At 60.1% G+C, this 23,435-nt stretch carries 23 protein-coding genes; 7 read left to right on the top strand and 16 right to left on the bottom strand.

Going from position 1 to position 23,435, the window contains the following annotated elements; genetic code table 11:
* Positions 1 to 4: 4 nt before the first annotated feature.
* The 9 genes from ACIQJ2_RS21060 to ACIQJ2_RS21100 all read right to left on the bottom strand — a co-directional run bounded on the left by ACIQJ2_RS21060 (position 5) and on the right by ACIQJ2_RS21100 (position 10,827).
* Complete coding sequence (locus tag ACIQJ2_RS21060; protein WP_400671227.1) at positions 5 to 736, bottom strand: nucleotidyltransferase family protein; 732 nt, start codon at positions 734 to 736, stop codon at positions 5 to 7.
* A 75-nt stretch (positions 737 to 811) separates the two neighbouring features.
* Positions 812 to 2,323, bottom strand: a complete 1,512-nt coding sequence (tsaE, locus tag ACIQJ2_RS21065) for a tRNA (adenosine(37)-N6)-threonylcarbamoyltransferase complex ATPase subunit type 1 TsaE (protein WP_400671230.1) — start codon at positions 2,321 to 2,323, stop codon at positions 812 to 814.
* Complete coding sequence (locus tag ACIQJ2_RS21070; protein WP_400671280.1) at positions 2,320 to 4,767, bottom strand: ATP-binding protein; 2,448 nt, start codon at positions 4,765 to 4,767, stop codon at positions 2,320 to 2,322. Before ACIQJ2_RS21070 ends, tsaE begins: the two co-directional genes overlap by 4 nt.
* Before the next feature lie 449 nt (positions 4,768 to 5,216).
* The gene (ahcY, locus tag ACIQJ2_RS21075; RefSeq protein ID WP_199145733.1) at positions 5,217 to 6,617 is read right to left on the bottom strand and encodes an adenosylhomocysteinase; all 1,401 of its coding nucleotides are present in this window, start codon (positions 6,615 to 6,617) and stop codon (positions 5,217 to 5,219) included.
* Positions 6,618 to 6,796: 179 nt separating this feature from the next.
* Positions 6,797 to 7,072: an HPr family phosphocarrier protein gene (locus ACIQJ2_RS21080; RefSeq protein ID WP_400671233.1), complete on the bottom strand. Its 276-nt coding sequence runs from the start codon at positions 7,070 to 7,072 to the stop codon at positions 6,797 to 6,799.
* An 18-nt stretch (positions 7,073 to 7,090) separates the two neighbouring features.
* Positions 7,091 to 7,492 carry a PTS sugar transporter subunit IIA gene (locus tag ACIQJ2_RS21085; RefSeq protein WP_199145731.1) on the bottom strand — a complete coding sequence of 134 codons (402 nt, stop codon included), beginning with the start codon at positions 7,490 to 7,492 and terminating at the stop codon, positions 7,091 to 7,093.
* A 153-nt stretch (positions 7,493 to 7,645) separates the two neighbouring features.
* Complete coding sequence (locus tag ACIQJ2_RS21090) at positions 7,646 to 8,098, bottom strand: HPr kinase/phosphorylase (protein ID WP_400671236.1); 453 nt, start codon at positions 8,096 to 8,098, stop codon at positions 7,646 to 7,648.
* An 8-nt stretch (positions 8,099 to 8,106) separates the two neighbouring features.
* A complete protein-coding gene (locus tag ACIQJ2_RS21095) occupies positions 8,107 to 9,900 on the bottom strand; it encodes a sensor histidine kinase (RefSeq protein WP_199145806.1) in 1,794 nt (597 codons plus the stop codon).
* 195 nt (positions 9,901 to 10,095) lie between these two features.
* Complete coding sequence (locus ACIQJ2_RS21100) at positions 10,096 to 10,827, bottom strand: response regulator transcription factor (protein ID WP_199087150.1); 732 nt, start codon at positions 10,825 to 10,827, stop codon at positions 10,096 to 10,098.
* A gap of 348 nt (positions 10,828 to 11,175) precedes the next feature.
* On the opposite strand from ACIQJ2_RS21100, the gene ACIQJ2_RS21105 reads away from it, so the two are divergent.
* The 4 genes from ACIQJ2_RS21105 to ACIQJ2_RS21120 all read left to right on the top strand — a co-directional run bounded on the left by ACIQJ2_RS21105 (position 11,176) and on the right by ACIQJ2_RS21120 (position 15,478).
* On the top strand, positions 11,176 to 12,786 hold the full coding sequence (locus ACIQJ2_RS21105) for a phosphoenolpyruvate carboxykinase (RefSeq protein ID WP_400671239.1): 1,611 nt from the start codon (positions 11,176 to 11,178) through the stop codon (positions 12,784 to 12,786).
* A gap of 216 nt (positions 12,787 to 13,002) precedes the next feature.
* Entirely contained in the window at positions 13,003 to 13,437 is a 435-nt protein-coding gene (gene arfB, locus ACIQJ2_RS21110) for an alternative ribosome rescue aminoacyl-tRNA hydrolase ArfB (RefSeq protein ID WP_184704982.1), read from the top strand.
* Between the two features lie 176 nt (positions 13,438 to 13,613).
* Positions 13,614 to 14,222, top strand: a complete 609-nt coding sequence (locus tag ACIQJ2_RS21115; protein ID WP_400671242.1) for an alpha-ketoglutarate-dependent dioxygenase AlkB — start codon at positions 13,614 to 13,616, stop codon at positions 14,220 to 14,222.
* Between the two features lie 41 nt (positions 14,223 to 14,263).
* Complete coding sequence (locus ACIQJ2_RS21120) at positions 14,264 to 15,478, top strand: glycosyltransferase family 87 protein (RefSeq protein WP_400671245.1); 1,215 nt, start codon at positions 14,264 to 14,266, stop codon at positions 15,476 to 15,478.
* Here the strand turns inward: ACIQJ2_RS21120 and coaA are convergent.
* The 7 genes from coaA to hisB are packed head-to-tail and all read right to left on the bottom strand — an operon-like array spanning position 15,465 to position 20,133.
* On the bottom strand, positions 15,465 to 16,460 hold the full coding sequence (coaA, locus tag ACIQJ2_RS21125) for a type I pantothenate kinase (RefSeq protein ID WP_199087131.1): 996 nt from the start codon (positions 16,458 to 16,460) through the stop codon (positions 15,465 to 15,467). The genes ACIQJ2_RS21120 and coaA overlap by 14 nt on opposite strands.
* Positions 16,461 to 16,466: 6 nt before the next feature.
* A complete protein-coding gene (locus ACIQJ2_RS21130) occupies positions 16,467 to 16,781 on the bottom strand; it encodes a phosphoribosyl-ATP diphosphatase (protein ID WP_199145723.1) in 315 nt (104 codons plus the stop codon).
* 14 nt (positions 16,782 to 16,795) lie between these two features.
* Positions 16,796 to 17,584 carry an imidazole glycerol phosphate synthase subunit HisF gene (gene hisF / locus ACIQJ2_RS21135; protein ID WP_199145721.1) on the bottom strand — a complete coding sequence of 263 codons (789 nt, stop codon included), beginning with the start codon at positions 17,582 to 17,584 and terminating at the stop codon, positions 16,796 to 16,798.
* Positions 17,581 to 18,324, bottom strand: a complete 744-nt coding sequence (hisA, locus tag ACIQJ2_RS21140; protein WP_400671250.1) for a 1-(5-phosphoribosyl)-5-[(5-phosphoribosylamino)methylideneamino]imidazole-4-carboxamide isomerase — start codon at positions 18,322 to 18,324, stop codon at positions 17,581 to 17,583. Before hisA ends, hisF begins: the two co-directional genes overlap by 4 nt.
* Before the next feature lie 25 nt (positions 18,325 to 18,349).
* The gene (hisH, locus tag ACIQJ2_RS21145; protein WP_199145719.1) at positions 18,350 to 19,000 is read right to left on the bottom strand and encodes an imidazole glycerol phosphate synthase subunit HisH; all 651 of its coding nucleotides are present in this window, start codon (positions 18,998 to 19,000) and stop codon (positions 18,350 to 18,352) included.
* A gap of 2 nt (positions 19,001 to 19,002) precedes the next feature.
* Positions 19,003 to 19,500 (bottom strand): DUF2628 domain-containing protein, encoded by a 498-nt coding sequence (locus ACIQJ2_RS21150; RefSeq protein WP_400671253.1) that lies wholly within the window; start codon positions 19,498 to 19,500, stop codon positions 19,003 to 19,005.
* Between the two features lie 24 nt (positions 19,501 to 19,524).
* Entirely contained in the window at positions 19,525 to 20,133 is a 609-nt protein-coding gene (gene hisB / locus ACIQJ2_RS21155; RefSeq protein ID WP_015338215.1) for an imidazoleglycerol-phosphate dehydratase HisB, read from the bottom strand.
* A gap of 213 nt (positions 20,134 to 20,346) precedes the next feature.
* Between hisB and hslV the strand changes: the two genes are divergently transcribed.
* The 3 genes from hslV (at position 20,347) to ACIQJ2_RS21170 (ending at position 23,348) form a co-directional block, all read left to right on the top strand.
* Positions 20,347 to 20,874, top strand: a complete 528-nt coding sequence (gene hslV / locus ACIQJ2_RS21160) for an ATP-dependent protease subunit HslV (protein WP_199145717.1) — start codon at positions 20,347 to 20,349, stop codon at positions 20,872 to 20,874.
* A gap of 47 nt (positions 20,875 to 20,921) precedes the next feature.
* Entirely contained in the window at positions 20,922 to 22,232 is a 1,311-nt protein-coding gene (gene hslU / locus ACIQJ2_RS21165) for an ATP-dependent protease ATPase subunit HslU (protein ID WP_400746577.1), read from the top strand.
* A 162-nt stretch (positions 22,233 to 22,394) separates the two neighbouring features.
* On the top strand, positions 22,395 to 23,348 hold the full coding sequence (locus ACIQJ2_RS21170; RefSeq protein WP_199145715.1) for a DUF1402 family protein: 954 nt from the start codon (positions 22,395 to 22,397) through the stop codon (positions 23,346 to 23,348).
* Positions 23,349 to 23,435: the final 87 nt, after the last annotated feature.

Below are 23,435 nucleotides of genomic sequence, written 5' to 3' on the forward strand. Positions count from 1 at the left end.
AGGCTCACGCAAACGCCCGGAACGTCCGGATCGCTTCCTCCGCCTCGTCGACCGCCTCCGGCGTGCCGACTGTCAACCAATGACCGTCGAGCATGGTGCCGTAGAGCCGGTTCTTGGCGATCGCCTTGTCGAAGTAGATGTTGACGTTGAAAGCATCATCAGGCGCGTCGTCCAGGAACGAGGGGCTCATTGCGATGGCGCCTGCATAGACGACGCCGTCGCGTCCGACATCGCGATAGCGGGTGAGTCGCCCGTCCTGCGCCATGCCGAAGTCATTCTTGCCGTTATGACCCGTGGTCCGTTCCAGGTCGACACAGAGCATGGCCATATCCATGCGTTGCTTGTCGTAGAATCCGGCTAAGCGCTCGAGGTTCGTCGGATGGCCTGGCTTCTCTCCGATCCAGAACAGGTCGGCATTCATGACGAACACGGGATCGCGGCTCAGCAGCTTCAGGCCTTTGACGAGGCCGCCGCCATTGTTCATCAGCGCGTCCCGTTCGTCGGAGATCAGGATTTCGAGGCCACGGTAGCCGCGCAGATGCGCCTCCATCTGGTCGGCATGATGATGAACGTTGACGACGGCACGCTCGACACCTGCCTGTACCAGTGCATCCAGCGTATAGTCGATCATCGGCTTGCCGGCGATTTTCACCAGCGGCTTCGGGATGGTGTCGGTGATCGGTCGCATGCGGGTTCCGAGCCCCGCCGCCAATACCATGGCTTGCTTGATGGTCATCTGGTCTCGAACTTTCGATTCGCTATCAGCTTTCCTTAGCACAAGGCCGGAAAGCCGTCGCCCGGTCTCTGGCTGTTATGCCCGGCCGATCCCGGCCTTCTCGCACCATTCCTTGAGAGGCGCGAGCGCATCGTGCTCGAAGGCGATGGCGAGATAGGCGAGCGTGCGCGGCATATGCTTCAGATAGCCTGGCTTGCCGTCGCGTTGCAGCAGCCGCACCCAGAGGCCGGCAAGCTTGCAATTGCGCTGCGCCGACATGATCGCCCAGCTCTTCAGAAACTTCGTCTCGTCGAAGCCGCCTTGCGCATGGCGCAGCCTGAGGTAATCCGTCATCAGCTGGTCGTGCAGATCGCGCTCGATCGTCACCCGCGCATCCTGCACGAGCGAGGCGACATCGTATGAGGTCGGGCCGATCATCGCATCCTGGAAATCGATGATGCCGACGCGCTTTATACCCTGTTCATGCGCGCGCCAGATGATGTTCGGCGAATGCATGTCGCGCAGCAGCAGGTTCTTTTCCGCGTCGTCGAGCTGGTCGATCAACTCGTCCCATATCGCGAGGTAGCCGGCGCGTTCTTCGTCGCTTGCAGGCGTGCCGCGCTTCCAGGGCAGGTGCCAGTCGAGAAGCAGCCGTGCTTCCATTTTCATCGCGGTCCGGTCGAAATCCGGAATGTGATGGATATGGTCTGAAGTGACCGGAATGTCGTGCGGAATGGAGAGACCGTGAAGATGTGCGAGGCAGGCGACGCTCTCGCGATAGCGCTCGGCAATCGGCTTGCCATCGGCGTCGAGCACGCCGTCGGTACCGAGATCCTCGATCAGAAGAATGCCCTGATCGTAATCCGCAGCAAAGATTTCCGGCGTGGCGAAGCCGTTTTCGCGCAGGGTGTTGGCGATCGCCACGAAGGGATAGCTATCCCAGGCCAGATGCGCAACCTTCGGATAGGGCTTGCCATCGAGCACCGGCGGCCCTTCCGGCAGGCGCGGCCAATCCATCAGGATCACGCGGTCGTCGCCATTCTCCGGATAGATGGACTCATAGGCGCGCAGCGAGGCATCGCCAGTCAGGAAGCGCCTGTGTGCGCCGCGATAGCCATGCGAATCGAGAAAGGCGCGAATGGCAAGCACGCGCTCGATGCGCGCCATCTGCCTGGCCGGTGCCGTGATGATGGCTCGCCGTCCTTCGCCCTCATGCGTGAGCTTGAGATCGATACGTTCCTTGGGTAGCTCTCCTTCGGCCATTTCGGGCCATTCGACGAGGCAGGTGCCGATCTGCAGGGCTTCATCGAAGCCGAGTTCCGTCAATTCGCTTGGGTCGCCGAGGCGATAAAGATCGAAATGCGAGACCGGGATGCGCAGCTCGTAGGATTGCACGAGCGTAAAGGTCGGGCTCGGCACGTCCAGATCTGGATCGTCGGCCATGGCGCGCAGCAGCGCACGCGCAAGCGAGGATTTGCCCGCGCCGAGATCGCCCGACAGCGCCAGGCAGTCACCGACCTTCAAGGCCAACGCCAAGTCTTCTCCGAGCTCGGCGGTGGCCGTGTCGTCTGCGAGGAAGAGGGAAATGCTGCTGTTCGACGCTGTCATTCTGCTGCGACGGAATGGGGCAATTCAGCCGAGGGAATCCGGCAGGTTACGGTCGTGCCCTTGCCCGGCTGGCTCTCGATGGAGACCTCGCCGTCGTGCAGGCTGACGAAGCTCTCGACGATGGAAAGGCCAAGGCCCGCACCGCTGCGTTTGCCGCCCTTGCCGCCGGAAGCGAAACGATCGAAGACCGAGTGGATCAGATCTTCCGATATGCCCGGACCCTTGTCGGAGACCGAGAAGACGAAATCCGTGCCCTCGCGTCCGCACTTGAGCGATATTGTCGATCCCTCTGGTGCAAAATTGGCGGCGTTGGTCAGAAGCTTGAGCAGGATCTGCTTCAGCCTCTGCTGGTCGGCAACGATGGAACCGAGATGGGCAGGGACGGTGATTTCAAGCGTCACGCCGCTTTCCTGCAAGCGGTCGGCGATCTGCATCGACACTTCGTCAAGCAAGTCGCTGAGCACGATCTCGGAGTAGTTGAGCCGCATGATGCCGGCATCGACGGTCGCAAGGTCGAGAATGTCGTTGACCAGCGTCAGGAGCACCGAGGACGACGTCGAGATATGATCGATATATTCGGCCTGCCGGTCGTTCAGCGAGCCGATACCCGGCGTCTTCAAGAGGTCGGTAAAGCCGATGATGTTGGTGAGAGGCGAGCGCAGCTCGTAGGAGACGTGCTGAACGAAATCGTTCTTCAGCTCATCCGCCTTGAGCAGTGCGTCGTTCTTTTCGGTCAGTGCCCGCTCGGCGCGAACGCTGTCGGTCTTGTTGACGAAGGTCAGCATGGTCTGCGCGTTCGGCAGCGGAATGACGGCGTAGTCGAGCACCAGATTGGAGTAAAGCTCCAGGGTGCCTTGCGACGACGGCCGTTCGTCGTCGAAGCTGGTGATCTGCTCTGCGAACCGCTTCCAGCCATCCGGCCGGTCGTAGGAGGGAGCGCAGGCTTCGGCCAGCGTCTGGATATGCGTGCCCGGCTTGGCCTGTGCCTCCGTGATGTTCCAGAGGATGCGGAAAGCGGGATTGGAGAGCCGAATACGGCCATCGGGGCCGAAAACGGCGACGCCTTCGGAGAGATGATCGATGGTTTCGCCCTGAACCTTGACCAGCGTGTTGTAGCGCGTTTCGAGATCGACCTGTTCGGTCAGGTTCTCGAATACCCAGGTGGCGCCGCCTTGCGGATGCGCCGTTGCGAAAACCCTCAGGATCTGGCCGTTCGGCAGATGCCAGAGATCGGTCTGCGTATCGAGCGCGCGATAGACCGAAAGGACGCCGTCCTTCCATGTCTTCCAGTTCAGCTGTTCCGGCAGCTTCTTGGCGCCGCGCAGCCGGTCCAGAAGCTCGCTATTGTCGGGCCGCTTCTCAAGGAAGGCGATATCGAGTTCCCAGAGTTGGACAAAGGCCTGGTTGTAAAACTGCAGCCGCCTGTCGCCGTCGAAAATCGCGACAGGGGTCGCGAGATGATCGAGCGTTTCGGCATGGCTCTTCAGCGTGCGCGCCAGCTCGGCCCGAACGGCCTCCGCCTCGGAAACGTCGATCGCCATACCGGCGGAGCCGTTCGGCGATTTGACGTCGACGACGTCGAAGAAAGTACGGTTGCCGTGCACGACGGTTGAGATCTTGTCGTGGAAAGGAGATTCCGGGGTTGCGGATGCGCGGATGCGCTCGCGGGCCACGGTCGTCAGGAATTCACGCTCCTCACGGATAGCCTCTTCCGTAGAAATGGCCTCCACCGCCTCGCCATAGGCCTGGTTGACCCAGGTGAGCTTGCCTTCCGCGTCGCGCTGCCAGACCGGCAGATCGATCGCGTCGAGCAGGTTCTGAAAAGCGGAAATGGAGGTCATCAGCCTGTCGCGCTCGATCTTCAGTTCGGCTAGTTCGGCGCGCAGATTGTTGAGTGCGATGAAGCGAACGAAAGCGCGGCCGCCGGAAATGCGGCCCTGCGCTTCGAGAATTTCGTCACGGTTGGTTTCGACCACTATGTCGAAGCTCTGGCCGTTGCCGCGCAGCTTGTCGATCGCATTGTCGAGTTCGCCGGCCGACCATGATTTCAGCCAGCGGCCGAAAGCCAGGAATTCATTGTCCTGCGGCGCACCGGTTTCGACCGGCAGCTGACCAAGCAGTTCCGGCCGCGCATTCTGGCCGTCCCAGATGACGATGCGGCGGTTCTTGTCGGCGATCAGCGCCTGGTATTGTGAGATGCGTTGGTTGGCATCGGAGAGCGCCGTGCGGATTTCGCGGCTCTCGCTTTCCAGATTGCCGCGCTGCCGGACCATCCAGACGGTCGAGAGCAGGGCTGCGGAGATGACGCCGATGATAACGGAGAAGACGGCCATTTCGGAAGAGGTGAAAAGGCGCACGGTCGTCTGGGCCGCAACGTCGCTTTGAGCGAGAACGGGGCCCGCCAGGCCGGTAACAAGACCGCCGAAAACGCTGAGCCGCAGCATGCGGCTGAAGGAGGCCAGCCGGCCCTTGCCACGCTTCGCCTTCGCCGAAAGCCGCCAGGCAATGCCCTGCCGCAGTCGCGCCGCCGCCCGGTTTGGCGCTGGCTGATGCAGGTTGTCTTCCCCTTCAGACATAAGAGGTCTGTCTCCGTCTTTCAGAGCATGATGCCGAAAAGTGTAAACGGTTTTCCGACGAGATCATGCTCTACTTATTTGATTGTAGAGCGAATTCAGACTTTAGGCCGAACAGACCTGAAATCATTCGGCTCTACTGTGCCGCATCCTGACAAGACATCCCATTTTCATGGCTCCGGGCTCGCCCGGTTCGTCACGAATCAAGTGTAAAAACAATACTGCCTAAGGGAATCTGCGGGAAGGGAGCTGGCTAAAAAATAAGCCCCGGCATTTGTCAATGCCAGGGCCACAAGATGTTGTGGATACTGTTTTAGCAATCAGTATCTGTAGTGGTCGGACTTGAAAGGACCGTGCGGCGTTACGCCGATATACGATGCCTGCTCTTCAGAAAGCTCGGTCAATTTTACGCCGAGCTTGGCGAGATGCAGGCGAGCGACCTTCTCGTCGAGGTGCTTCGGCAGAACGTAGACCTCGTTCTTGTATTCGCCGGGCTTGGTGAAAAGCTCGATCTGGGCCAACGTCTGGTTGGTGAACGAAGCCGACATCACGAAGGACGGGTGGCCGGTGGCGTTGCCGAGGTTCAGCAGGCGGCCTTCCGAGAGCAGGATGATGCGGTTGCCCTTGGAGAACTCGACCATGTCGACCTGCGGCTTGATATTCGTCCACTTCTGGTTCCGCAGAGCGGCAACCTGGATTTCGTTGTCGAAGTGGCCGATGTTGCCGACGATCGCCATGTCCTTCATCGCGCGCATGTGGTCGATGCGGATGACGTCCTTGTTGCCGGTCGTGGTGATGAAGATGTCGGCCGAAGAAATGACGTCTTCGAGCTGAACGACTTCATAGCCGTCCATAGCGGCCTGCAGGGCGCAGATCGGATCGACTTCCGTGACCTTGACGCGGGCGCCGGCGCCGGAAAGCGAAGCGGCAGAACCCTTGCCGACGTCGCCGTAACCGCAGACGACGGCAACCTTGCCGGCCATCATGACGTCGGTGGCGCGGCGGATGCCGTCAACCAGCGATTCCTTGCAGCCGTACTTGTTGTCGAACTTCGACTTGGTGACGCTGTCGTTGACGTTGATCGCCGGGAAGGGCAGCAGGCCCTTCTGGCTGAGCTGGTAAAGGCGGTTGACGCCCGTCGTGGTTTCTTCGGTCACGCCCTTGATGGCGTCGCGCTGCTTGGTGAACCAGCCCGGCGAAGCCTTGAGGCGCTTCTTGATCTGCGCGAAGAGGATTTCTTCTTCTTCCGAATGCGGATTGGAGAGCACGTCTTCGCCGGCTTCAGCGCGGGCGCCGAGCAGGATGTACATCGTCGCGTCGCCGCCATCGTCGAGGATCATGTTGGACAGGCCGCCATCGGTCCACTGGAAGATCTTGTCGGTGTAGATCCAGTAGTCTTCGAGGCTTTCACCCTTGACGGCGAAGACCGGAACGCCGGAGGCGGCGATTGCGGCAGCGGCATGGTCCTGGGTCGAGAAGATGTTGCACGATGCCCAGCGGACTTCGGCGCCGAGTGCGACCAGCGTCTCGATGAGAACGGCGGTCTGGATCGTCATGTGCAGCGAGCCGGTGATGCGCGCGCCCTTCAGCGGCTTTGCTTCGCCGAATTCGGCGCGGCAAGCCATCAGGCCCGGCATTTCGGTTTCAGCGATCGAGATTTCCTTACGTCCGAAGTCGGCAAGGCCGATATCAGCGACGACGTAGTCCTTTTCAGTGCTCATGAATGTCTCCAGCCTGAACGATGCAGTCGCGCCAAGGGCAAACGCCTCAGCCGAATGCAACAAGAATTGCACGCTATAGCGTGTGGATGATGCCGTGTAGCAGGCTTCAAGGTGGAAATCAATAATGACATAAAGAAGTCTTTATATCTTTATATCCATGCGGCGCCAAAGAGGTCGGCCTACATTTCCTCGCCGAATTTGTTGGCAACCAGCTGGTCCAGCGCTTCGAGCGCTTCTGCGGCCTGATTGCCGCTTGCCGTTACCATGACGCTGCAGCCCGGGCTGGCTGCCAGCATCATCAGGCCCATGATCGATGTGCCGCCGACCGTCGTTCCGTCCTTCGAAACGGTGATGGCCGCATCATAGGCCTCGACTGTCTGGACGAATTTGGCAGAGGCGCGGGCGTGGAGGCCTCGCTTGTTGACGATGAGGAGTTCCTTGGAAAGCTCGGTCATAGGGGCGGTGTTGTCTCGTCATTTGCCGCTGAGCACGCGGCTGGCCACGTTGATATATTTGCGACCGGCCTCTGAAGCCTCCACCAGGGCTTTCTCCATGTTGTTTTCGCCGCGCACGCCGGCGAGCTTGATCAGCATCGGCAGATTGACACCGGCGATCACTTCCGTGTGGCCGCTGTTCATGACTGATATTGCGAGATTGGAAGGAGTGCCGCCGAACATGTCGGTCAGAATGATGACGCCGTGTCCGTCATCGGCACCGGCGACCGCCTGCAGAATGTCCTGCCGCCGCTTGTCCATGTCGTCTTCGGGACCAATGCATACCGTCTCTATGAACTTCTGCGGACCAACGACATGCTCGACCGCATGCCGAAACTCTTCAGCCAGCTTGCCATGAGTGACAAGCACAAGTCCGATCATGATATTACTGCTCCCATCGCATTACGCAAACAGGTGGCCCATATCGCAATGCAGCAATGGCGTCCACCAGTGGGGGGACATCTTGGCGATGAAAAGACGAAGTGCAAGCTTAAAATATAGGATTTGAACGCCTGCCGGGGCCAAATCGGCCGATTAATCCAGTCTCGCGCCGATTTTTGCCGTTATTATGGCGAGCGGGTTCGCTGAGGTTGCAGGCAATCGGATCAAGGGCAACCGGATCGAGTCCGTAATGTCGATCCGTTCGTCTTCCGGCGGCAACCTTTCCGCCGTCGCCGGATCGACCGGACGGATGGCAAAATGAATCTCTGCCTTCGAAACGTAAGGCATGCGAACGATACCGGTGTAGCGAATTTCGATCAGGCCGGCGATCGAAGGGGGGCATTCGGCAATGATCGAGCCCTCACGCTTCGCAATCAGCACACGGTCGTCGGCGATCAGCATCGCGTTGAGCCCCAACGGCTGGGCGGCCGCAAGGCAGGAAAAGGCGAGGGCGGATTTGCCGCTTCCGGACGGCCCGAGAAACAGAAGCCCGGTCTTGCCGATGACGATCGCGGTTGCGTGAATATTGGTTGCTTCGCCGGGCATGCGGCCGCTCACGCCGTCGTTTGCGCTGGCAGCGAGAGGATGAAGCGTGCGCCGATCAGCGTCGAGCCGTCGCTCTCGATGATGTTTTCGGCCCGCAGCGATCCGCCATGCGCTTCGGCGATCTGGCGGCTGATGGAGAGACCGAGGCCGGAATTCTGCCCGAACCCTTCGGATTCCGGCCGGTCGGTGTAAAAGCGTTCGAAGATCCGATCGATATCTTCCGCCTGGATGCCGGGACCGTTGTCCTCGATATAAATGACGCAGCGCGTGCGCGTGCGCGTCAGCCGGACTGTGATCTTGCCGGTATCGTTCGGCACGAAGGACCGGGCGTTCTCGATAAGGTTGGTCACGATCTGACCGATACGCAGGTCGTGACCTTCGACGGTGAACTTCGCTTTGTTCGCCGGTTTGCGGTCGACGACATACTCGATTTCGACGGCCTTCTTGCTGTGCCCGACCTGCCGCGAAATGTCGATCATGTCGCGCAGCAGCACTTCCAGGTCGAGCGTTCTTGCATCCGAACGGGCAAGCTCGGCATCGAGGCGCGAGGCATCCGAGATGTCACTGATCAAGCGGTCGAGGCGGCGGACGTCATGCTGGATCACATCCATCAGCCGCTTCTTCGAATCGTCGCTTTTGGCAAGTGGCAGTGTTTCGACGGCGCTGCGCAGCGATGTCAGCGGGTTCTTCAGCTCGTGGCTGACATCGGCCGCGAAGCTTTCGATGGCATCGATGCGGTCATAGAGCGCCGACGTCATGTCGCGAAGCGCGATCGACAAATTGCCGATCTCGTCCTGGCGGGCGGAGAAATCCGGGATTTCCTCACGCTCTTTCGCCCCGCCGCGGCGCACGCGGATGGCTGCGGCCGAAAGCCGGCGCAGCGGATTGGCTATCGTGGAGGACAAAAGTAGCGATAGCACGACGTTGACCAGCGTCGCAACGCCGAAGACCCGCATGATCGCCAACCGTTCAGCATGGACGATCTTGTCGATATCGCCGGCCTGAGTCGAGAGCAGCAGCACACCGAGCACGGCGCGGAAACGCTGGACGGGCACCGCGACCGAAACGATCAGCTCGCCCTTCTCGGTAGTGCGGACAACTGCGCCGCGCACGCCGGTGAGCGCATTCATCACTTCCGGGTATATCGAGCCATCGCCGCCGGGCGCTTCCTTGTAAACAGGCAGGTTACCCGGCTGCAGCATCTTGTTGAGCAACCCGCTGAACCAGTCGGACCAGCTCTGCTTCTCGTCGTCAACAGGGGGCAGGTCGTAGCGCAGCACCTGCCCGCGCGAATAGAGATGGCGGCTGTCGAGCAGCAGGTTCGCGTCGGCATCGAAGATGCGGGCGCGGGTGCGCGTCGGCGAGATCAGCCGTGTCAGCACCGGAGCGACCTTTTCCGGGTCGATCGGGAATTCCAGATCCTCGTCGTTCGGAACGGGCGTGATGCTCTGGCCCGCCTGCAGTTCCAGCAGTTTCTGCGGATCGATGGTGATGGAATTCGTGTCGACCGATGCCGAGGCCGAGACGGCGCCGGCGATGATTTCGCCCTGGGTCAGTAGGCTCTCGACGCGGGCGTCGATCAGGCCTTCGCGAAACTGGTTGAGGTAGAGGATGCCGCCGACGAGCACGACCAGTGCGGCAAGATTGAAGAACAGGATGCGCCGCGTCAGGCTCGAAAAGACGGCATTGCCGAAGATGCGGCGGATCAGAACGAAGGGATGCGTCCAGCGGCGGCGCGCGATTCGAGCGCCGCTCGGGCTTTCCGAGTCGTCTATATCTCTGTCCTGCACCAGCTGTGCCAAGCCTACGGCCCTTTCGAAGAACGGGATCACCGATCCCGTCCGCATGCTCTTATTCCATTCCCAGCCGTATGGTCCAGTTAACTATCCGAGCATGATGCCGAAAAGTGTAAGCGGTTTTCGGACCACATCATGCTCCATTCTTTGATCCTAGAGCGGATTCAGATTTTAGGTTGTTCGACCTAAAATCATCCGGCTCTAGGCTGCTTCGCGGAAGCGATAGCCGACGCCATACAGCGTCTCGATCATATCAAAATCGAGGTCGACCATCTTGAATTTCTTGCGAAGCCGCTTGATGTGGCTGTCGATCGTGCGGTCGTCGACATAGACCTGCTCGTCATAGGCTGCGTCCATCAAGGCGTCGCGGCTCTTGACGACACCGGGGCGCTGGGCCAGCGAATGCAGGATAAGGAATTCGGTGACGGTGAGCGTCACCGGCTCGCCCTTCCAGGTGCAGGTGTGCCGCTCCTGGTCCATGACGAGCTGGCCGCGCTCCAGCGAGCGGGCCTGTTGCGCTGCACCCGGCTTGGCAGCTGCGGTACCGCCGGCGGCGTTCGCGGCTTCGCGAGCCGAAGCGCGGCGAAGCACCGCCTTGACGCGCTCGACCAGCAGGCGCTGCGAGAAAGGCTTGGTGATGAAGTCGTCGGCGCCCATCTTCAGGCCGAAGAGCTCGTCGATCTCCTCGTCCTTGGAGGTCAGGAAGATCACGGGCAGATCCGACTTCTGGCGCAGGCGGCGCAACAGCTCCATGCCATCCATGCGCGGCATCTTGATATCGAAAATCGCCAGTTGCGGCGGCCGTGCCAGCAAGCCGTCAAGCGCCGAAGCTCCGTCCGTATAGGTCTCTACCTTATATCCCTCTGCTTCCAAGGCAATCGACACGGAAGTCAGGATATTGCGGTCGTCGTCAACGAGCGCGATTGTCAACATGGTATTCGTCTCCGTCATCAGTGCGCGTCTCCCGGATTTGGAATCCAGCCCAGGCGGTCTGCCAGCTCGGTGGCGGTAACCTGGCGCGCTTATGAGGATAAAGGTGGAACAAATTGTGGCAAAGATAAAGGGGAGGATTGTCGCGCGGCAATTCGCTTGCTCAAGGGTTGTGCGACGAAACGTCCCGGTGGCCGTTATTCAAACGATTTAAAATTGCTTCATTTTATTTAAATCGATTAAATATCTGATATCATTAAATATTTTTCGCTTTTTGCTCTTGTGCTTTTAAAAAGACGCCTCTACGCTTTAGACAATTCTAACGGCCAAGCCCTTGCAGAGGAAAAACTGATGGAGCAATTCGGCGTCCGCAATCCCGCAACCGAACTGGGATCGATCGGCCTGGGAGCCGCCGCCAGTGTGCGTTATAATCTCATGGAGGCTCACCTCTATGAGGAGGCGATTCGTCGCCGCGAAGCCGATCTGACGGCCGACGGCGCGCTGAGGGCGATCACCGGCCAGCACACCGGCCGCTCCCCGAAGGACAAGTTCGTCGTGCGCGATGCCACCACCGAGGACCAGATCTGGTGGGACAACAACAAGCCGATGTCGCCGGAGCATTTCGCACTGCTGCATGAAGACATGCTGGCTCATGCGCGCGGCAAGGACCTGTTCGTTCAGGATCTCATCGGCGGCGCCGACCGCGAATATGCCCTGCCGACGCGGGTCATCACCGAATTCGCCTGGCATTCGCTGTTCATCCGCAACCTGTTGATCCGTCCCGAGCGTTCAGCGCTTGAAAGCTTCGTGCCGAAGCTGACGATCATCGACCTGCCGAGCTTCCGTGCCGATCCCGAGCGCTACGGTTGCCGCACCGAGACGGTCATTGCCTGCGATTTCGTCAACGGCATCGTCCTGATCGGCGGCACCTCCTATGCCGGCGAAATGAAGAAATCGGTCTTCACGGCGCTGAACTACCTGCTGCCTGAGCGTGGCGTCATGCCGATGCACTGCTCGGCCAATGTCGGCCCGGATGGCGACGCGGCAATCTTCTTCGGCCTGTCCGGTACGGGCAAAACGACTTTGTCTGCCGATCCAACGCGCACGCTCATCGGTGATGACGAACATGGCTGGGGCGAAAACGGCATCTTCAATTTCGAGGGCGGCTGCTACGCCAAGACCATCCGCCTTTCGGCCGAAGCCGAGCCGGAAATCTATGAGACGACCCGCCGTTTCGGCACCGTGCTGGAAAACGTCGTGCTCGACGAGCATGGCCGGCCGGATCTCGACGATGGTTCGCTGACGGAGAACACCCGCAGCGCCTATCCGCTGCACTTCATCCCGAATGCTTCGGAATCCGGCATTACCGGTCATCCCGAGACGATCATCATGCTGACGGCGGATGCCTTCGGCGTCATGCCGCCGATTGCCAAGCTGACGCCGGATCAGGCGATGTACCACTTCCTGTCCGGCTACACCGCCAAGGTCGCCGGCACGGAAAAGGGCGTCGTTGAGCCGGAAGCCACGTTCTCGACCTGCTTCGGCGCACCCTTCATGCCGCGTCATCCGTCCGAGTACGGTAACCTGCTGAAGGAACAGATCGCCCGCCACGACGCCAGCTGCTGGCTGGTCAATACCGGTTGGACCGGTGGCGCCTACGGCACTGGCCGCCGCATGCCGATCAAGGCGACGCGCGCGCTTCTGGCCGCAGCTCTGAACGGTGATCTCGACAATGTCGAGTTCCGCATCGATCCGAACTTCGGCTTTGCGGTGCCGGTTGCCGTCGAAGGCGTCGAAAGCGCCATTCTTGATCCGCGCTCGACCTGGGCGGATGGAGAAGCCTACGATGCGCAGGCCGCAAAGCTGGTGCAGATGTTCGTCACCAACTTCGCCAAGTTCGAGGCCCATGTGGACGGTAATGTCCGCGACGCGGCACCGGGATTGCGGGTTGCCGCGGAGTAGATTTTCCGCAACAGCAGTGACTCACGTGAAACCCGGCGGCCATTCCGCCGGGTTTTTCGTTTCGCGTGATGTTTTCAAGCGCTTTACAATGTGGAATAGAGCGATTTCAGGAAAAGTGCTCAGCGGTTTTCCGCCCGGAAATGCGTAAACTGCCGATAGAGCGGGGAGGCGGCTTCAGCCGGATATTCTTCGACCTCTGCAGTTGCGGAGAAAACCATGGCCAGCGAAGCGCTTTACATTAACGACCGGATTACCATCGCCGGCTGGGAGCTGACGGAACAATTCGTTCTGGCTGGCGGCCCCGGCGGTCAGAACGTCAACAAGGTGGCGACTGCGGTCCAGCTGTTCTTCAACGTTCAGAATTCGCCTTCACTGACCGATCGCGTCAAGGCGAATGCGACCAGGCTCGCCGGCCGGCGCGTCTCCAAGGACGGCGTCCTGATGATCGAGGCCAGCCGTTTCCGCAGTCAGGACCGCAACCGAGAGGATGCGCGCGAGCGCCTGAAGGAACTGATCCTCGAGGCCGCCGCCCCGCCGCCACCGCCGCGCAAGAAGACAAAGCCAACCAAAGGCTCCATCGAACGCCGGCTGAAGGAAAAATCCGGGCGCTCCGAGGTCAAGAAGATGCGCGGCAAGGTTGGCGGCGATTAGAGCATGTCGCGCAAAAGTGTGCGGCGGCTTTTGCGGCTACGACATGCGTGAAATCAAAGAGCTAAAGCGCGTGAAGCGAATCTGAAAGATCGCGACGTGCTTTAGGCTTGCCTTTTCGGGCTGCTCCGAATCGCCTGCCGCGCTATCTTGCATGGATTGAATTTTGGAAGGCCGTCATGCTCCTCCCCAACGGAATTCGCCATCTCCCGGGCTATCTCGACCGCGCCAAGCAGGAAGCGCTGGTCGAGGCAATCCGCGCCATCGTCGCCGAAGCACCGCTGTTCACGCCTGTCATGCCCTGCACCGGCAAGGAAATGTCGGTACGCATGACCAATTGCGGCGAACTCGGCTGGGTTACGGACAAGCAGCGCGGCTACCGCTATCAGCCGACGCATCCGGTCACCGGCAAGCCTTGGCCGGCCATGCCATCGCAATTGTTCGACCTGTGGAGTGATATAGCAGGCCATGAAAAGCCGCCGCAGGCTTGCCTTGTTAATTTCTATGCCGACGATGCCCGCATGGGCCTGCATCAGGACAAGGACGAACTGGATCTCAATGCGCCCGTACTGTCGATCTCGCTCGGCAATACCTGCCTTTTTCGGGTAGGCGGTCTCGATCGCAATGACCGAACGCTATCTTTCAAGCTTTCGAGCGGCGACATCGTCGTTCTGGGTGGCGAGGGCAGGCTCTGCTTCCACGGTGTTGATCGGATCTACCCAACGACATCGACATTGCTGAAGAACGGCGGCCGGATAAACCTGACTTTAAGGCGGGTGGCCTTATAAGTAGATTACTGGATCTGGTGACGAGCACGTTAGGATCGATCGTGGCAAGACCGAGGGCGGAACAGTTTTTTGCAGCTCTGATCGTTGCTTTGGGGCTGGTTTGCGGCCTCTATCTTCTGAAGTGCCTATGGACTCTAACTCCGGACGGGCTCTCCCGCCTTTCCGACCGACTGCCTTATTGGGACTTTACAAATCTCTGGGGCGGTACGGTGATGGCTGTGAAGGGCAACGTAGCCTATCTGTTCGATGTCGAGGCCTATCGGCGGGAACTTCGACTGATTCTGTCGCCTCTACTGCCCAACCAAGAATGGAGCTATCCACCCTCCATGTTGCTGATCGGCATTCCCCTCACCGGGTTGCCGGTTTTCGTTGCTTATATCGCCTGGACTTCAGGAACACTCCTATTGCTTTTTTGGGCAACCAAGCTGCTCGAATTGGCCTGGTGGCTGCGTGTTCTCATCGTTGCATCACCTGCCGCCATCATGGATGTGGTCTTCGGACAAAATGGCGCGTTGACGACGGCTCTGTTGCTGTCCGGGTTGCTTCTTGCTCCGAGCCGGCCAATCATCGCGGGCGTCTTGTTCGGTTTGTTGACCATCAAGCCGCAATTGGGCCTCCTTGTGCCCTTCTGTCTACTTGCCAGCGGGAATTACAGGTCGATTCTCTCTGCCGGCGCGACGGCAGTTTTTCTGGTGGTCATGACGGGTCTGTTGTTTGGCTTCGAGGTCTGGTGGCTGTTCTTGACAGAAACGAGACCGCTGATGACGGCGATCCTGGAAGCACCATTTCCACAGAGCTACCAGATGAATGCAGTGACAATATTCATGTTGGCACGGTCATTCGGATTTGGTCCTGCCGCATCCTACGCATTTCAATTGATCGCCTCCGTAGCCGCTATCGTTTCGACTGTATGGCTCTGGCGCGGCAAGACGAGCGTCGATCACGGCAGCAGGGTCTGCCTGACGGCCACTTTGGCGCTTGTCGCCATGCCGTATGGCTATATCTACGACACCATTCCTCTAAGTGTCGCTATCCTGTATTTTTTCGTCAACTCTCGAGGTTTGCTGCCTCTGCTTTGCTCGGCCTGGCTCCATCCCCTGTTCAACCAGCAGGTGGCGGCATCTGTAGTGCCGCTCGGAGCCTTGTTCCCCGCCGGATTGGCGATATGCATGCTTATCCGCATCCTGCGCGATAGCGCTTTGCAGGAAACGGGAGCGGTAGCTGCAATCGAGGAAGCCCCTATCAAAGCTTCCTGAGCGCAACCTGTTCGATCAGATGGTTCTTGCCCTTCTGCAGGATGAGGTCGGCGCGTGGCCGCGTCGGCAGGATGTTCTGGCGCAGGTTCTTGAGGTTGATGTTTTTCCAGAGCCCTTCGGCGATCGTCAGCGCCTCCTCTTCGCTGATCGAGGCATAGCGGTGGAAGAAGGAGTTCGGGTCGCGGAAGGCGGTTTCGCGCAGCTTCATGAAGCGGGCGACATACCAGTTGTGGATCAGATCCTCGTCGGCGTCGATGTAGATCGAGAAGTCGAAGAAGTCGGAGACCATCGGCACGATCTTGCCGTCCGCCGGCAAATGCCGCGATTGCAGCACGTTGATGCCCTCGAAGATCAGGATATCCGGGCGGTCGACGGTCTTGAACTCGTTTGGCAGCACGTCGTAGACGAGGTGCGAATAGCAGGGCGCCTGCACGTTCGGCTGCCCGGCCTTGATCGCGGACAGGAAGCGCAGGAGTGCTGCGGTATCGTAGCTTTCCGGAAAGCCCTTGCGCTGCATCAGGTTGCGGCGCTGCAGCTCGGCGTTCGGGTGCAGAAAGCCGTCCGTCGTGATGAGATCGACCTTCGGGCTCGACGGCCAGCGACGCAACAACTCCTTGAGGATACGGGCCGTCGTGGATTTGCCGACTGCAACGGAGCCGGCAATGCCGATGACGAAGGGCGTCTTGGCGACATCGGATAGGCTGAGGAAGCGGTTGCGCTGCTCGAACAGGATCTGCGAGGATTCGACATGCGAGGACAAAAGCCGCGACAGCGACAGATAGATCCGGCGGACTTCCGTAAGATCGATCGGGTCGCCCATCGAGCGTAGCCGCGTCACTTCGTCGGCGGTCAGCGTCAACGGCGTATCGGCCCGGAACTTCGCCCACTCTTCCGAGGAAAAGAAATAATAGGGCGAATAGTCTTTCGCCTGGAAAATATCGAGCGTCTCGGGCGCAGGCGGGGTCTTGGTCGCTATGGTCATCGCTTTCTACCGGCTCGCCTTCTCTTGAAGGCCGGATTGGGCAGTGCGCCTTTCGAGCTCGCCCATGACATTCTGCAACGGAATGCCTGCAATCTTCAATACGACCAAAAGGTGATATAGTACGTCGGCGGCCTCATAAGTGAGGTTGTCGTGATCGTTGGTGATCGCAGCCATCACAGCCTCGATCGCCTCTTCGCCGAGCTTCTTGGCCGCTTTCGGCTGGCCGGCTGCAACAAGCTTCGCCGTCCAGGATTCGTCTGGTGATGCCTTGGAGCGTTCCTCGACAATTCGTTCGAGGTCGGAAAGGGTAAATCCGCTCATTGGTGCGTTGCCTTTTAATCGAGCCGCATGGGGATGCCGCGCTCGGCCATGTAGCGCTTTGCCTCGCCCACCGAATAGGTGCCGAAGTGGAAGATCGAGGCAGCAAGCACCGCCGTTGCATGGCCTTCCTTGACGCCGGCGACAAGGTCGTCGAGATCGCCGACACCACCGGATGCGATGACGGGAACGCGCACCGCATCGGCGATCGCCCGCGTCAGCTCCAGATCGTAGCCGACCTTGGTGCCGTCGCGGTCCATCGAGGTGACGAGCAGCTCGCCGGCACCGCGTTCGACCATCTTGCGGGCGAAATCGACGGCGTCGATGCCAGTCGCGTTGCGGCCGCCATGGGTATAAATCTCCCAGGCGCTTAGATTATCGCCACCGAGCGCTTCGGTGCGCCGTCGCTTGGCGTCGATCGACACGACGATGCATTGGTTGCCGAATTTGTCGGCCGCCTCGGCCACGAAATCGGGGTTGTTGACCGCCGCTGAATTGATAGAAACCTTGTCGGCGCCGCAGAGCAGCAGCTTGCGGATATCGGCGATAGCGCGCACGCCGCCGCCGACCGTAACAGGCATGAAGCATTGCTCAGCAGTGCGCGCCACCACGTCGAAGATGGTGTCGCGATTGTCGGAAGAAGCCGTAATGTCGAGGAAGCAGAGTTCGTCGGCTCCGGCGGCATCATAGGCCTTTGCCGCTTCTACGGGATCGCCGGCATCGACGAGGTTGACGAAATTGACACCCTTGACGACGCGGCCGTCCTTGACGTCGAGGCAGGGGATGACGCGAGCTTTCAAGGTCATTGTGCTGCCTCTCTGGCCTGCTTGATCAGCGCCAGTGCTTCCTTCGGGTCGATCCGGCCATCATAGAGCGCGCGGCCGGAAATCGCACCCTCCAGTTTGCGGGCGTCCGGCTCGATCATGCGCTTGATATCGTCAAGCGAGGCAAGTCCGCCCGAAGCGATGACGGGGATGGAAACGGCCTCGGCCAGTTCCAGTGTCGAGGCCCAGTTGATGCCAGTCAGAATGCCGTCGCGATCGATGTCGGTGTAGATGATCGCGGCAACGCCTGCGCCCTCGAACTTTTTCGCAAGCTCGATGACGCCGAGTTCGGAAGCTTCCGCCCATCCTTCGACGGCTACCTTGCCGCCCTTGGCGTCGATGCCGACGGCGACATGACCCGGAAATCTCCTGCAGGCTTCGATGACCAGCGCTGGATCGCGCACGGCGACGGTGCCGAGGATGACGCGTGTCAGCCCGCGCGACAGCCAGTTTTCGATGTGATCGAGCGTGCGGATGCCGCCGCCGAGCTGCACCGGGTTCTTCGTTGCCTTGAGAATGGCGTCGACGGCCGCGCCGTTCACGGTCTCGCCGGCGAAGGCGCCATTGAGATCGACCACATGCAGCCACTCGAAGCCCTGGTCTTCGAAGGCTTTTGCCTGCGCACCGGGATCGGGGTTATAAACGGTCGCCTGCTCCATGTCGCCGAGCTTGAGGCGCACGCATTGGCCGTCTTTTAGGTCGATAGCGGGGAAAAGAATCATGATGTCTGTCCTTGGAGCGCGAGCCTTATGGCTTCCAGCGCAAGAAATTGGCGATCAGGGCAAGGCCGAGCTTCTGGCTCTTTTCCGGATGGAACTGCGCGCCGGCGATATTGTCGCGGCCGACAAAGGCGGTCATCGAGCCGCCATAGCTCGTCGTCGCGATGACATCGTCGCCGTGTTCGGCAGCCAGATGGTAGGAATGGACGAAATAGGCGTGCAGGCCGTCAGGTCCGGTCGCGATCCCGTCGAACAGGGCGTGCGGATGGCGCAGGTCGAGCGTATTCCAGCCGATCTGTGGGATCTTGAGGCTAGGGTCGCTCGGCGTCATTTCCTTGACGTCCCCCTTGATCCAGCCAAACCCTTGGGTAACGGTCTTTTCCAGACCGCGCGACGACATTAGCTGCATGCCGACGCAGATGCCGAGGAAGGGGCGGGCCTTATGCTCGACAACGTCGATAACCGCTTCCGCCATGCCAGGTACGGCGTCCAGGCCGCGGCGGCAATCGGCATAGGCGCCGACGCCGGGAAGGACGATGCGGTCGGCCGTGGCAACGCGCTCGGCGTCATCGGTGAGGTCGATCTCTGCGTCGATGCCGGCCTCGCGGGCAGCGCGCTCGAAAGCTTTCGTGGCCGAGCGCAGATTGCCGGAACCATAGTCGATAATCGCGACGCGCATTGTCAGCGTCCTCCGTCATAGCCGGGAAGACCGAAGCTCGGGCCTGGGCGGCTGATATTGGTATTAGGTGCTGGAATATCCCAATTCCTTGGGTGGATATCCTCTTTTGACTCCTGCTCGAGCTGGGAAAAATGGATCTCTTCCGCTGTCGCAAGGTCGCGCGCAGAAACGAGATTCTCTACCTTCCAGCCCCGGTTGATCAGCCGCTGCCCTGCAGCGTCCGGTCCCTCAAGTCCCGCCAGGATGTGAACGCCGAGCCATATGGCGGCACCGGCGATGAAAAACCCCGAATGGCGCATCAGCTCCAGGGCAAAGCCCTGCAGCAGCACGGCAGCGACGGCGTGCAGCCAGAGGCGGTGATAGAGCATCCACAGGCTTGGAAATACGAAGGCTTTCCAGGAGAAGCCGTCGCGGATGAATCGCGTTCCGTCGCGATACCGGTCCGATGCTTCGGATCGATCGGGCGTCCCTGGCGGAGTCAAAATCAGATAGCTTGCCATTTCCTCAATTCCCCATTTTGGGGCTTAGGCGAGCGTGCCTTTCGTCGAGGGCACCCGGCCTGCCTGCCGCGGATCGATCTCGGTTGCGGTGCGCAATGCGCGTGCAACGGCCTTGAAGCATGTCTCGGCTATATGGTGATTGTTGGCGCCATAATGGTTGAGGATATGCAGCGTGATGCCGGCATTCTGTGCCAGGGCCTGGAAGAACTCGCGCACCAGCTCGGTATCGAAGGTGCCGATCTTCGGGGCGCTGAAGGAAACGTTCCAGACGAGGAAGGGTCGACCCGACAGATCGACGGCCGCCTTGGTCATCGTCTCGTCCATGGCAAGGTCGATCGAGGCATAGCGCGTGATGCCGCGCCGGTCGCCCAGCGCCTTGGCGATCGCCTGGCCGATCGCAATGCCGGTGTCTTCGACGGCATGATGATCGTCGACATGCAGATCGCCCTTGGTGTCGATCTCCATGTCGATCAGCGAATGTCGCGAGAGCTGTTCCAGCATATGGTCGAAGAAGCCGACACCGGTCGAAATCGTCGATTTACCGCTGCCGTCGATGTTGACGGAAACGGAGACCGAGGTCTCGTTGGTCTTGCGGGAAACGCTTGCCGTGCGGCTCGCTGCGGTCTCTGCCATGGGATGCTCCATCGGAATACGGGGGTTCCTTATCAGGCGTATCGGGAAATATCCAGAAGTTACGCGCGAGGCCTACGCCTTTAGCCGGCTCGCACGGATTAAACCGGCATGGCTGCCATTTGCAATCGTCAAAAGCCCTCTTACATAGGTGCTGACGGGGCCGAAACGCGGCCCGGCAGAAAGCCCGCCGGAACGGGGGCAAACAGGTGTTAAATGACGACAATCGTGACTATTCGCAAGAACGGCAAGGTCGTGATGGCTGGTGATGGCCAGGTGAGCCTTGGCCAGACCGTAATGAAGGGCAATGCGCGCAAGGTTCGCCGCATCGGCAAGGGCGATGTCATCGCCGGTTTTGCCGGCGCGACCGCCGATGCCTTCACGCTGCTCGAGCGCCTTGAAAAGAAGCTCGAACAATATCCCGGCCAGTTGATGCGCGCCGCCGTCGAACTGGCCAAGGACTGGCGGACCGACAAGTATCTGCGCAACCTCGAAGCTATGATGCTGGTTGCCGATAAGCAGGTAACGCTCGCCATCACCGGCAACGGCGATGTGCTCGAGCCCGAACATGGCGCCATGGCGATCGGCTCCGGCGGCAATTTTGCGCTCGCCGCCGCACGCGCGCTGATGGATAGCGACAAATCCGCTGAGGAAGTGGCCCGCCGCGCCCTCGATATCGCTGCCGACATTTGCGTTTACACGAATCACAACGTGATTCTGGAAACGCTGGATGCCGAAGTCTAAGACGTTCCTCTCTTGATAGTTTCTAGCCCTGATAGGGAACATACGAAATGACCACTTTTTCCCCCCGCGAGATCGTTTCCGAACTCGACCGCTACATTGTCGGCCAGCATGAGGCCAAGCGCGCAGTGGCGATTGCCCTGCGCAACCGCTGGCGCCGCCAGCAGCTCGAGCCCGATCTGCGCGACGAAGTCATGCCCAAGAACATTTTGATGATCGGCCCAACCGGTGTCGGCAAGACGGAAATCTCCCGCCGTCTCGCCAAGCTTGCCGGCGCGCCTTTCATCAAGGTCGAAGCCACCAAGTTCACCGAAGTCGGCTATGTCGGCCGCGACGTCGAGCAGATCGTCCGCGATCTCGTCGAGGTCGGCATCGGCCTGGTGCGTGAAAAGAAGCGCGCCGAGGTGCAGGCCAAGGCGCATATGAGCGCCGAGGAGCGTGTGCTAGACGCCCTGGTCGGCGCGACGGCGTCGCCGGCGACGCGCGACAGCTTCCGCAAGAAGCTGCGTGACGGCCAGCTCGATGACAAGGAAATCGACATCGAAGTTGCCGATACCAGCTCCGGCATGCCCGGCGGCTTTGAAATCCCCGGCATGCCCGGCGCCAATATCGGCGTGCTCAACCTGTCGGAAATGTTCGGCAAGGCCATGGGCGGCCGCACCAAGAAGGTGCGCACCACGGTCAAGGATTCCTACAAGGAACTCGTGCGCGACGAATCCGACAAGCTGATCGACAACGAGGCGATCCAGCGCGAAGCCGTGCGTTCGGCGGAGAATGACGGCATCGTCTTCCTCGACGAGATCGACAAGATCGCGGCGCGCGACGGCGGCATGGGTGCCGGTGTCTCGCGCGAAGGCGTGCAGCGCGACCTGCTGCCGCTGGTCGAAGGCACGACGGTTTCGACGAAGTATGGCCCGGTCAAGACGGACCATATCCTCTTCATCGCCTCCGGTGCCTTCCACGTTTCCAAGCCGTCTGATCTGCTGCCGGAATTGCAGGGCCGCCTGCCGATCCGCGTCGAGCTGAAGCCGCTGACCAAGGAAGATTTCCGTCGCATCCTGACCGAGCCGGAAGCCAGCCTCATCCGCCAGTACAAGGCGCTGATGGAAACGGAAGATCTGAAGCTCGATTTCACCGACGACGCCATCGACGCCCTCGCCGATGTCGCCGTGCACCTGAACTCTACCGTCGAGAATATCGGCGCACGCCGCCTGCAGACGGTCATGGAGCGCGTGCTCGATGAGATTTCCTACAATGCTTCGGACCGTGCCGGTGTCTCGGTGACCATCGATGCCGTCTATGTCCGCGAGCATGTCGGCGATCTCGCAACCAACACCGATCTGTCCCGCTTCATCCTGTAACAGGACGGATAAAGGCGATCTAAAACAGTAAATACTCGACAACAGGCCCCCAACTTTCTAGTTAGGGGCCTGTTTCCTTTGTCGGGTGGCTTTATTCGGCCAAGATTATCCGTCAGGCAACCGCAAGGAAACATCGGTTGAAACTTCGACAGGACAGCCATCTTGCGACGTATACTGATCACTCTTCTTCTGGCCGTCGTCAGCCTCGCTTGGGTGCCCGCCTATGCGGACGCGGCAAGTGCAGTGCCGCCAGGCAACCGCAATGCCGAACAGCCGCCGGTCCCCGGCGCTTCCGTCCGGCGCACGCGCGGCACCAGCTCCACCTTCGAGCGAAAATACCAGAAGGTGCGAGAGCTGCTGGCGACCGACAAGAAGCTGATGTCGAAGATCAAGTCGACGGCGCGCGCCTACGGCATCGATCCGATCCACATTATCGGTGCATTGGTCGGCGAGCACACCTATAATGTCGACGCCTATGACGGCCTGCAGTCCTACTACGTCAAGGCGGCCTCCTACGCCGGCCAGAACTTCCGCTTCGCCTATAATGGCGAAAACGTCGACGATTTCGTCGCCCGGCCGCAATTCGACGCCTGCAAGAGCAAGAAGGACTCCTACAGCCTCTGGATCTGCCGCGAAGATGTCTGGGAAGACGATTTCCGCGGCAAGACGGTCGGTGGAAAATCCTATCCGGACAATCGCTTTAGCGCGGTATTCTTCCAGCCCTTCTATGCCGGGCAGACCTTCGGCCTCGGCCAGGTTAATCCGCTGACGGCATTGGAACTCTCCGATCTCGTCAGCCGCACATCAGGCATTCCGAAGCTGGATGAGAAGGATGCCGGCGGCGTCTATAAGGCGATCATGGATCCCGATCTGTCGCTGGCTTTCGTCGCCGCGGCGATCCGCAAGTCGATCGATGACTATCGCTCGATCGCCGGCATGGATATTTCAGGCAATCCGGGCGTTACCGCGACCCTCTACAATCTCGGTAATTCGCGCCGGCGCGCCGCCGCCCTTGCCGCCAAGAATCGCGGCTCTTCGCAGCCGATCTGGCCGGAAGAGAATTATTACGGGTGGCTCATCAACAATAAGCTGAGTGATCTGAAGTCGCTGTTGTAAAGCATGTCGCGTAAATGCGTGCAGCGTTTTTGCGGCAACGACCTGCACGAGAGCAAAGATCCAAAGCGTTTAGCGCGACCTTTTACC

The sequence above is a fragment of the Rhizobium sp. NPDC092011 genome, from assembly GCF_044756305.1.
Classification (GTDB): domain Bacteria; phylum Pseudomonadota; class Alphaproteobacteria; order Rhizobiales; family Rhizobiaceae; genus Rhizobium.

Bases quoted from the DNA above. Each gene is read 5' to 3' on its own strand.
- ACIQJ2_RS21060 (WP_400671227.1), bottom strand. From the start codon at position 736: ATGACCATCAAGCAAGCCATGGTATTGGCGGCGGGGCTCGGAACCCGC.
- tsaE (WP_400671230.1), bottom strand. From the start codon at position 2,323: ATGACAGCGTCGAACAGCAGCATTTCCCTCTTCCTCGCAGACGACACG.
- ACIQJ2_RS21070 (WP_400671280.1), bottom strand. From the start codon at position 4,767: ATGCTGCGGCTCAGCGTTTTCGGCGGTCTTGTTACCGGCCTGGCGGGC.
- ahcY (WP_199145733.1), bottom strand. From the start codon at position 6,617: ATGAGCACTGAAAAGGACTACGTCGTCGCTGATATCGGCCTTGCCGAC.
- ACIQJ2_RS21080 (WP_400671233.1), bottom strand. From the start codon at position 7,072: ATGACCGAGCTTTCCAAGGAACTCCTCATCGTCAACAAGCGAGGCCTC.
- ACIQJ2_RS21085 (WP_199145731.1), bottom strand. From the start codon at position 7,492: ATGATCGGACTTGTGCTTGTCACTCATGGCAAGCTGGCTGAAGAGTTT.
- ACIQJ2_RS21090 (WP_400671236.1), bottom strand. From the start codon at position 8,098: ATGCCCGGCGAAGCAACCAATATTCACGCAACCGCGATCGTCATCGGC.
- ACIQJ2_RS21100 (WP_199087150.1), bottom strand. From the start codon at position 10,827: ATGTTGACAATCGCGCTCGTTGACGACGACCGCAATATCCTGACTTCC.
- ACIQJ2_RS21105 (WP_400671239.1), top strand. From the start codon at position 11,176: ATGGAGCAATTCGGCGTCCGCAATCCCGCAACCGAACTGGGATCGATC.
- arfB (WP_184704982.1), top strand. From the start codon at position 13,003: ATGGCCAGCGAAGCGCTTTACATTAACGACCGGATTACCATCGCCGGC.
- ACIQJ2_RS21115 (WP_400671242.1), top strand. From the start codon at position 13,614: ATGCTCCTCCCCAACGGAATTCGCCATCTCCCGGGCTATCTCGACCGC.
- coaA (WP_199087131.1), bottom strand. From the start codon at position 16,460: ATGACCATAGCGACCAAGACCCCGCCTGCGCCCGAGACGCTCGATATT.
- ACIQJ2_RS21130 (WP_199145723.1), bottom strand. From the start codon at position 16,781: ATGAGCGGATTTACCCTTTCCGACCTCGAACGAATTGTCGAGGAACGC.
- hisF (WP_199145721.1), bottom strand. From the start codon at position 17,584: ATGACCTTGAAAGCTCGCGTCATCCCCTGCCTCGACGTCAAGGACGGC.
- hisA (WP_400671250.1), bottom strand. From the start codon at position 18,324: ATGATTCTTTTCCCCGCTATCGACCTAAAAGACGGCCAATGCGTGCGC.
- hisH (WP_199145719.1), bottom strand. From the start codon at position 19,000: ATGCGCGTCGCGATTATCGACTATGGTTCCGGCAATCTGCGCTCGGCC.
- ACIQJ2_RS21150 (WP_400671253.1), bottom strand. From the start codon at position 19,500: ATGGCAAGCTATCTGATTTTGACTCCGCCAGGGACGCCCGATCGATCC.
- hisB (WP_015338215.1), bottom strand. From the start codon at position 20,133: ATGGCAGAGACCGCAGCGAGCCGCACGGCAAGCGTTTCCCGCAAGACC.
- hslV (WP_199145717.1), top strand. From the start codon at position 20,347: ATGACGACAATCGTGACTATTCGCAAGAACGGCAAGGTCGTGATGGCT.
- hslU (WP_400746577.1), top strand. From the start codon at position 20,922: ATGACCACTTTTTCCCCCCGCGAGATCGTTTCCGAACTCGACCGCTAC.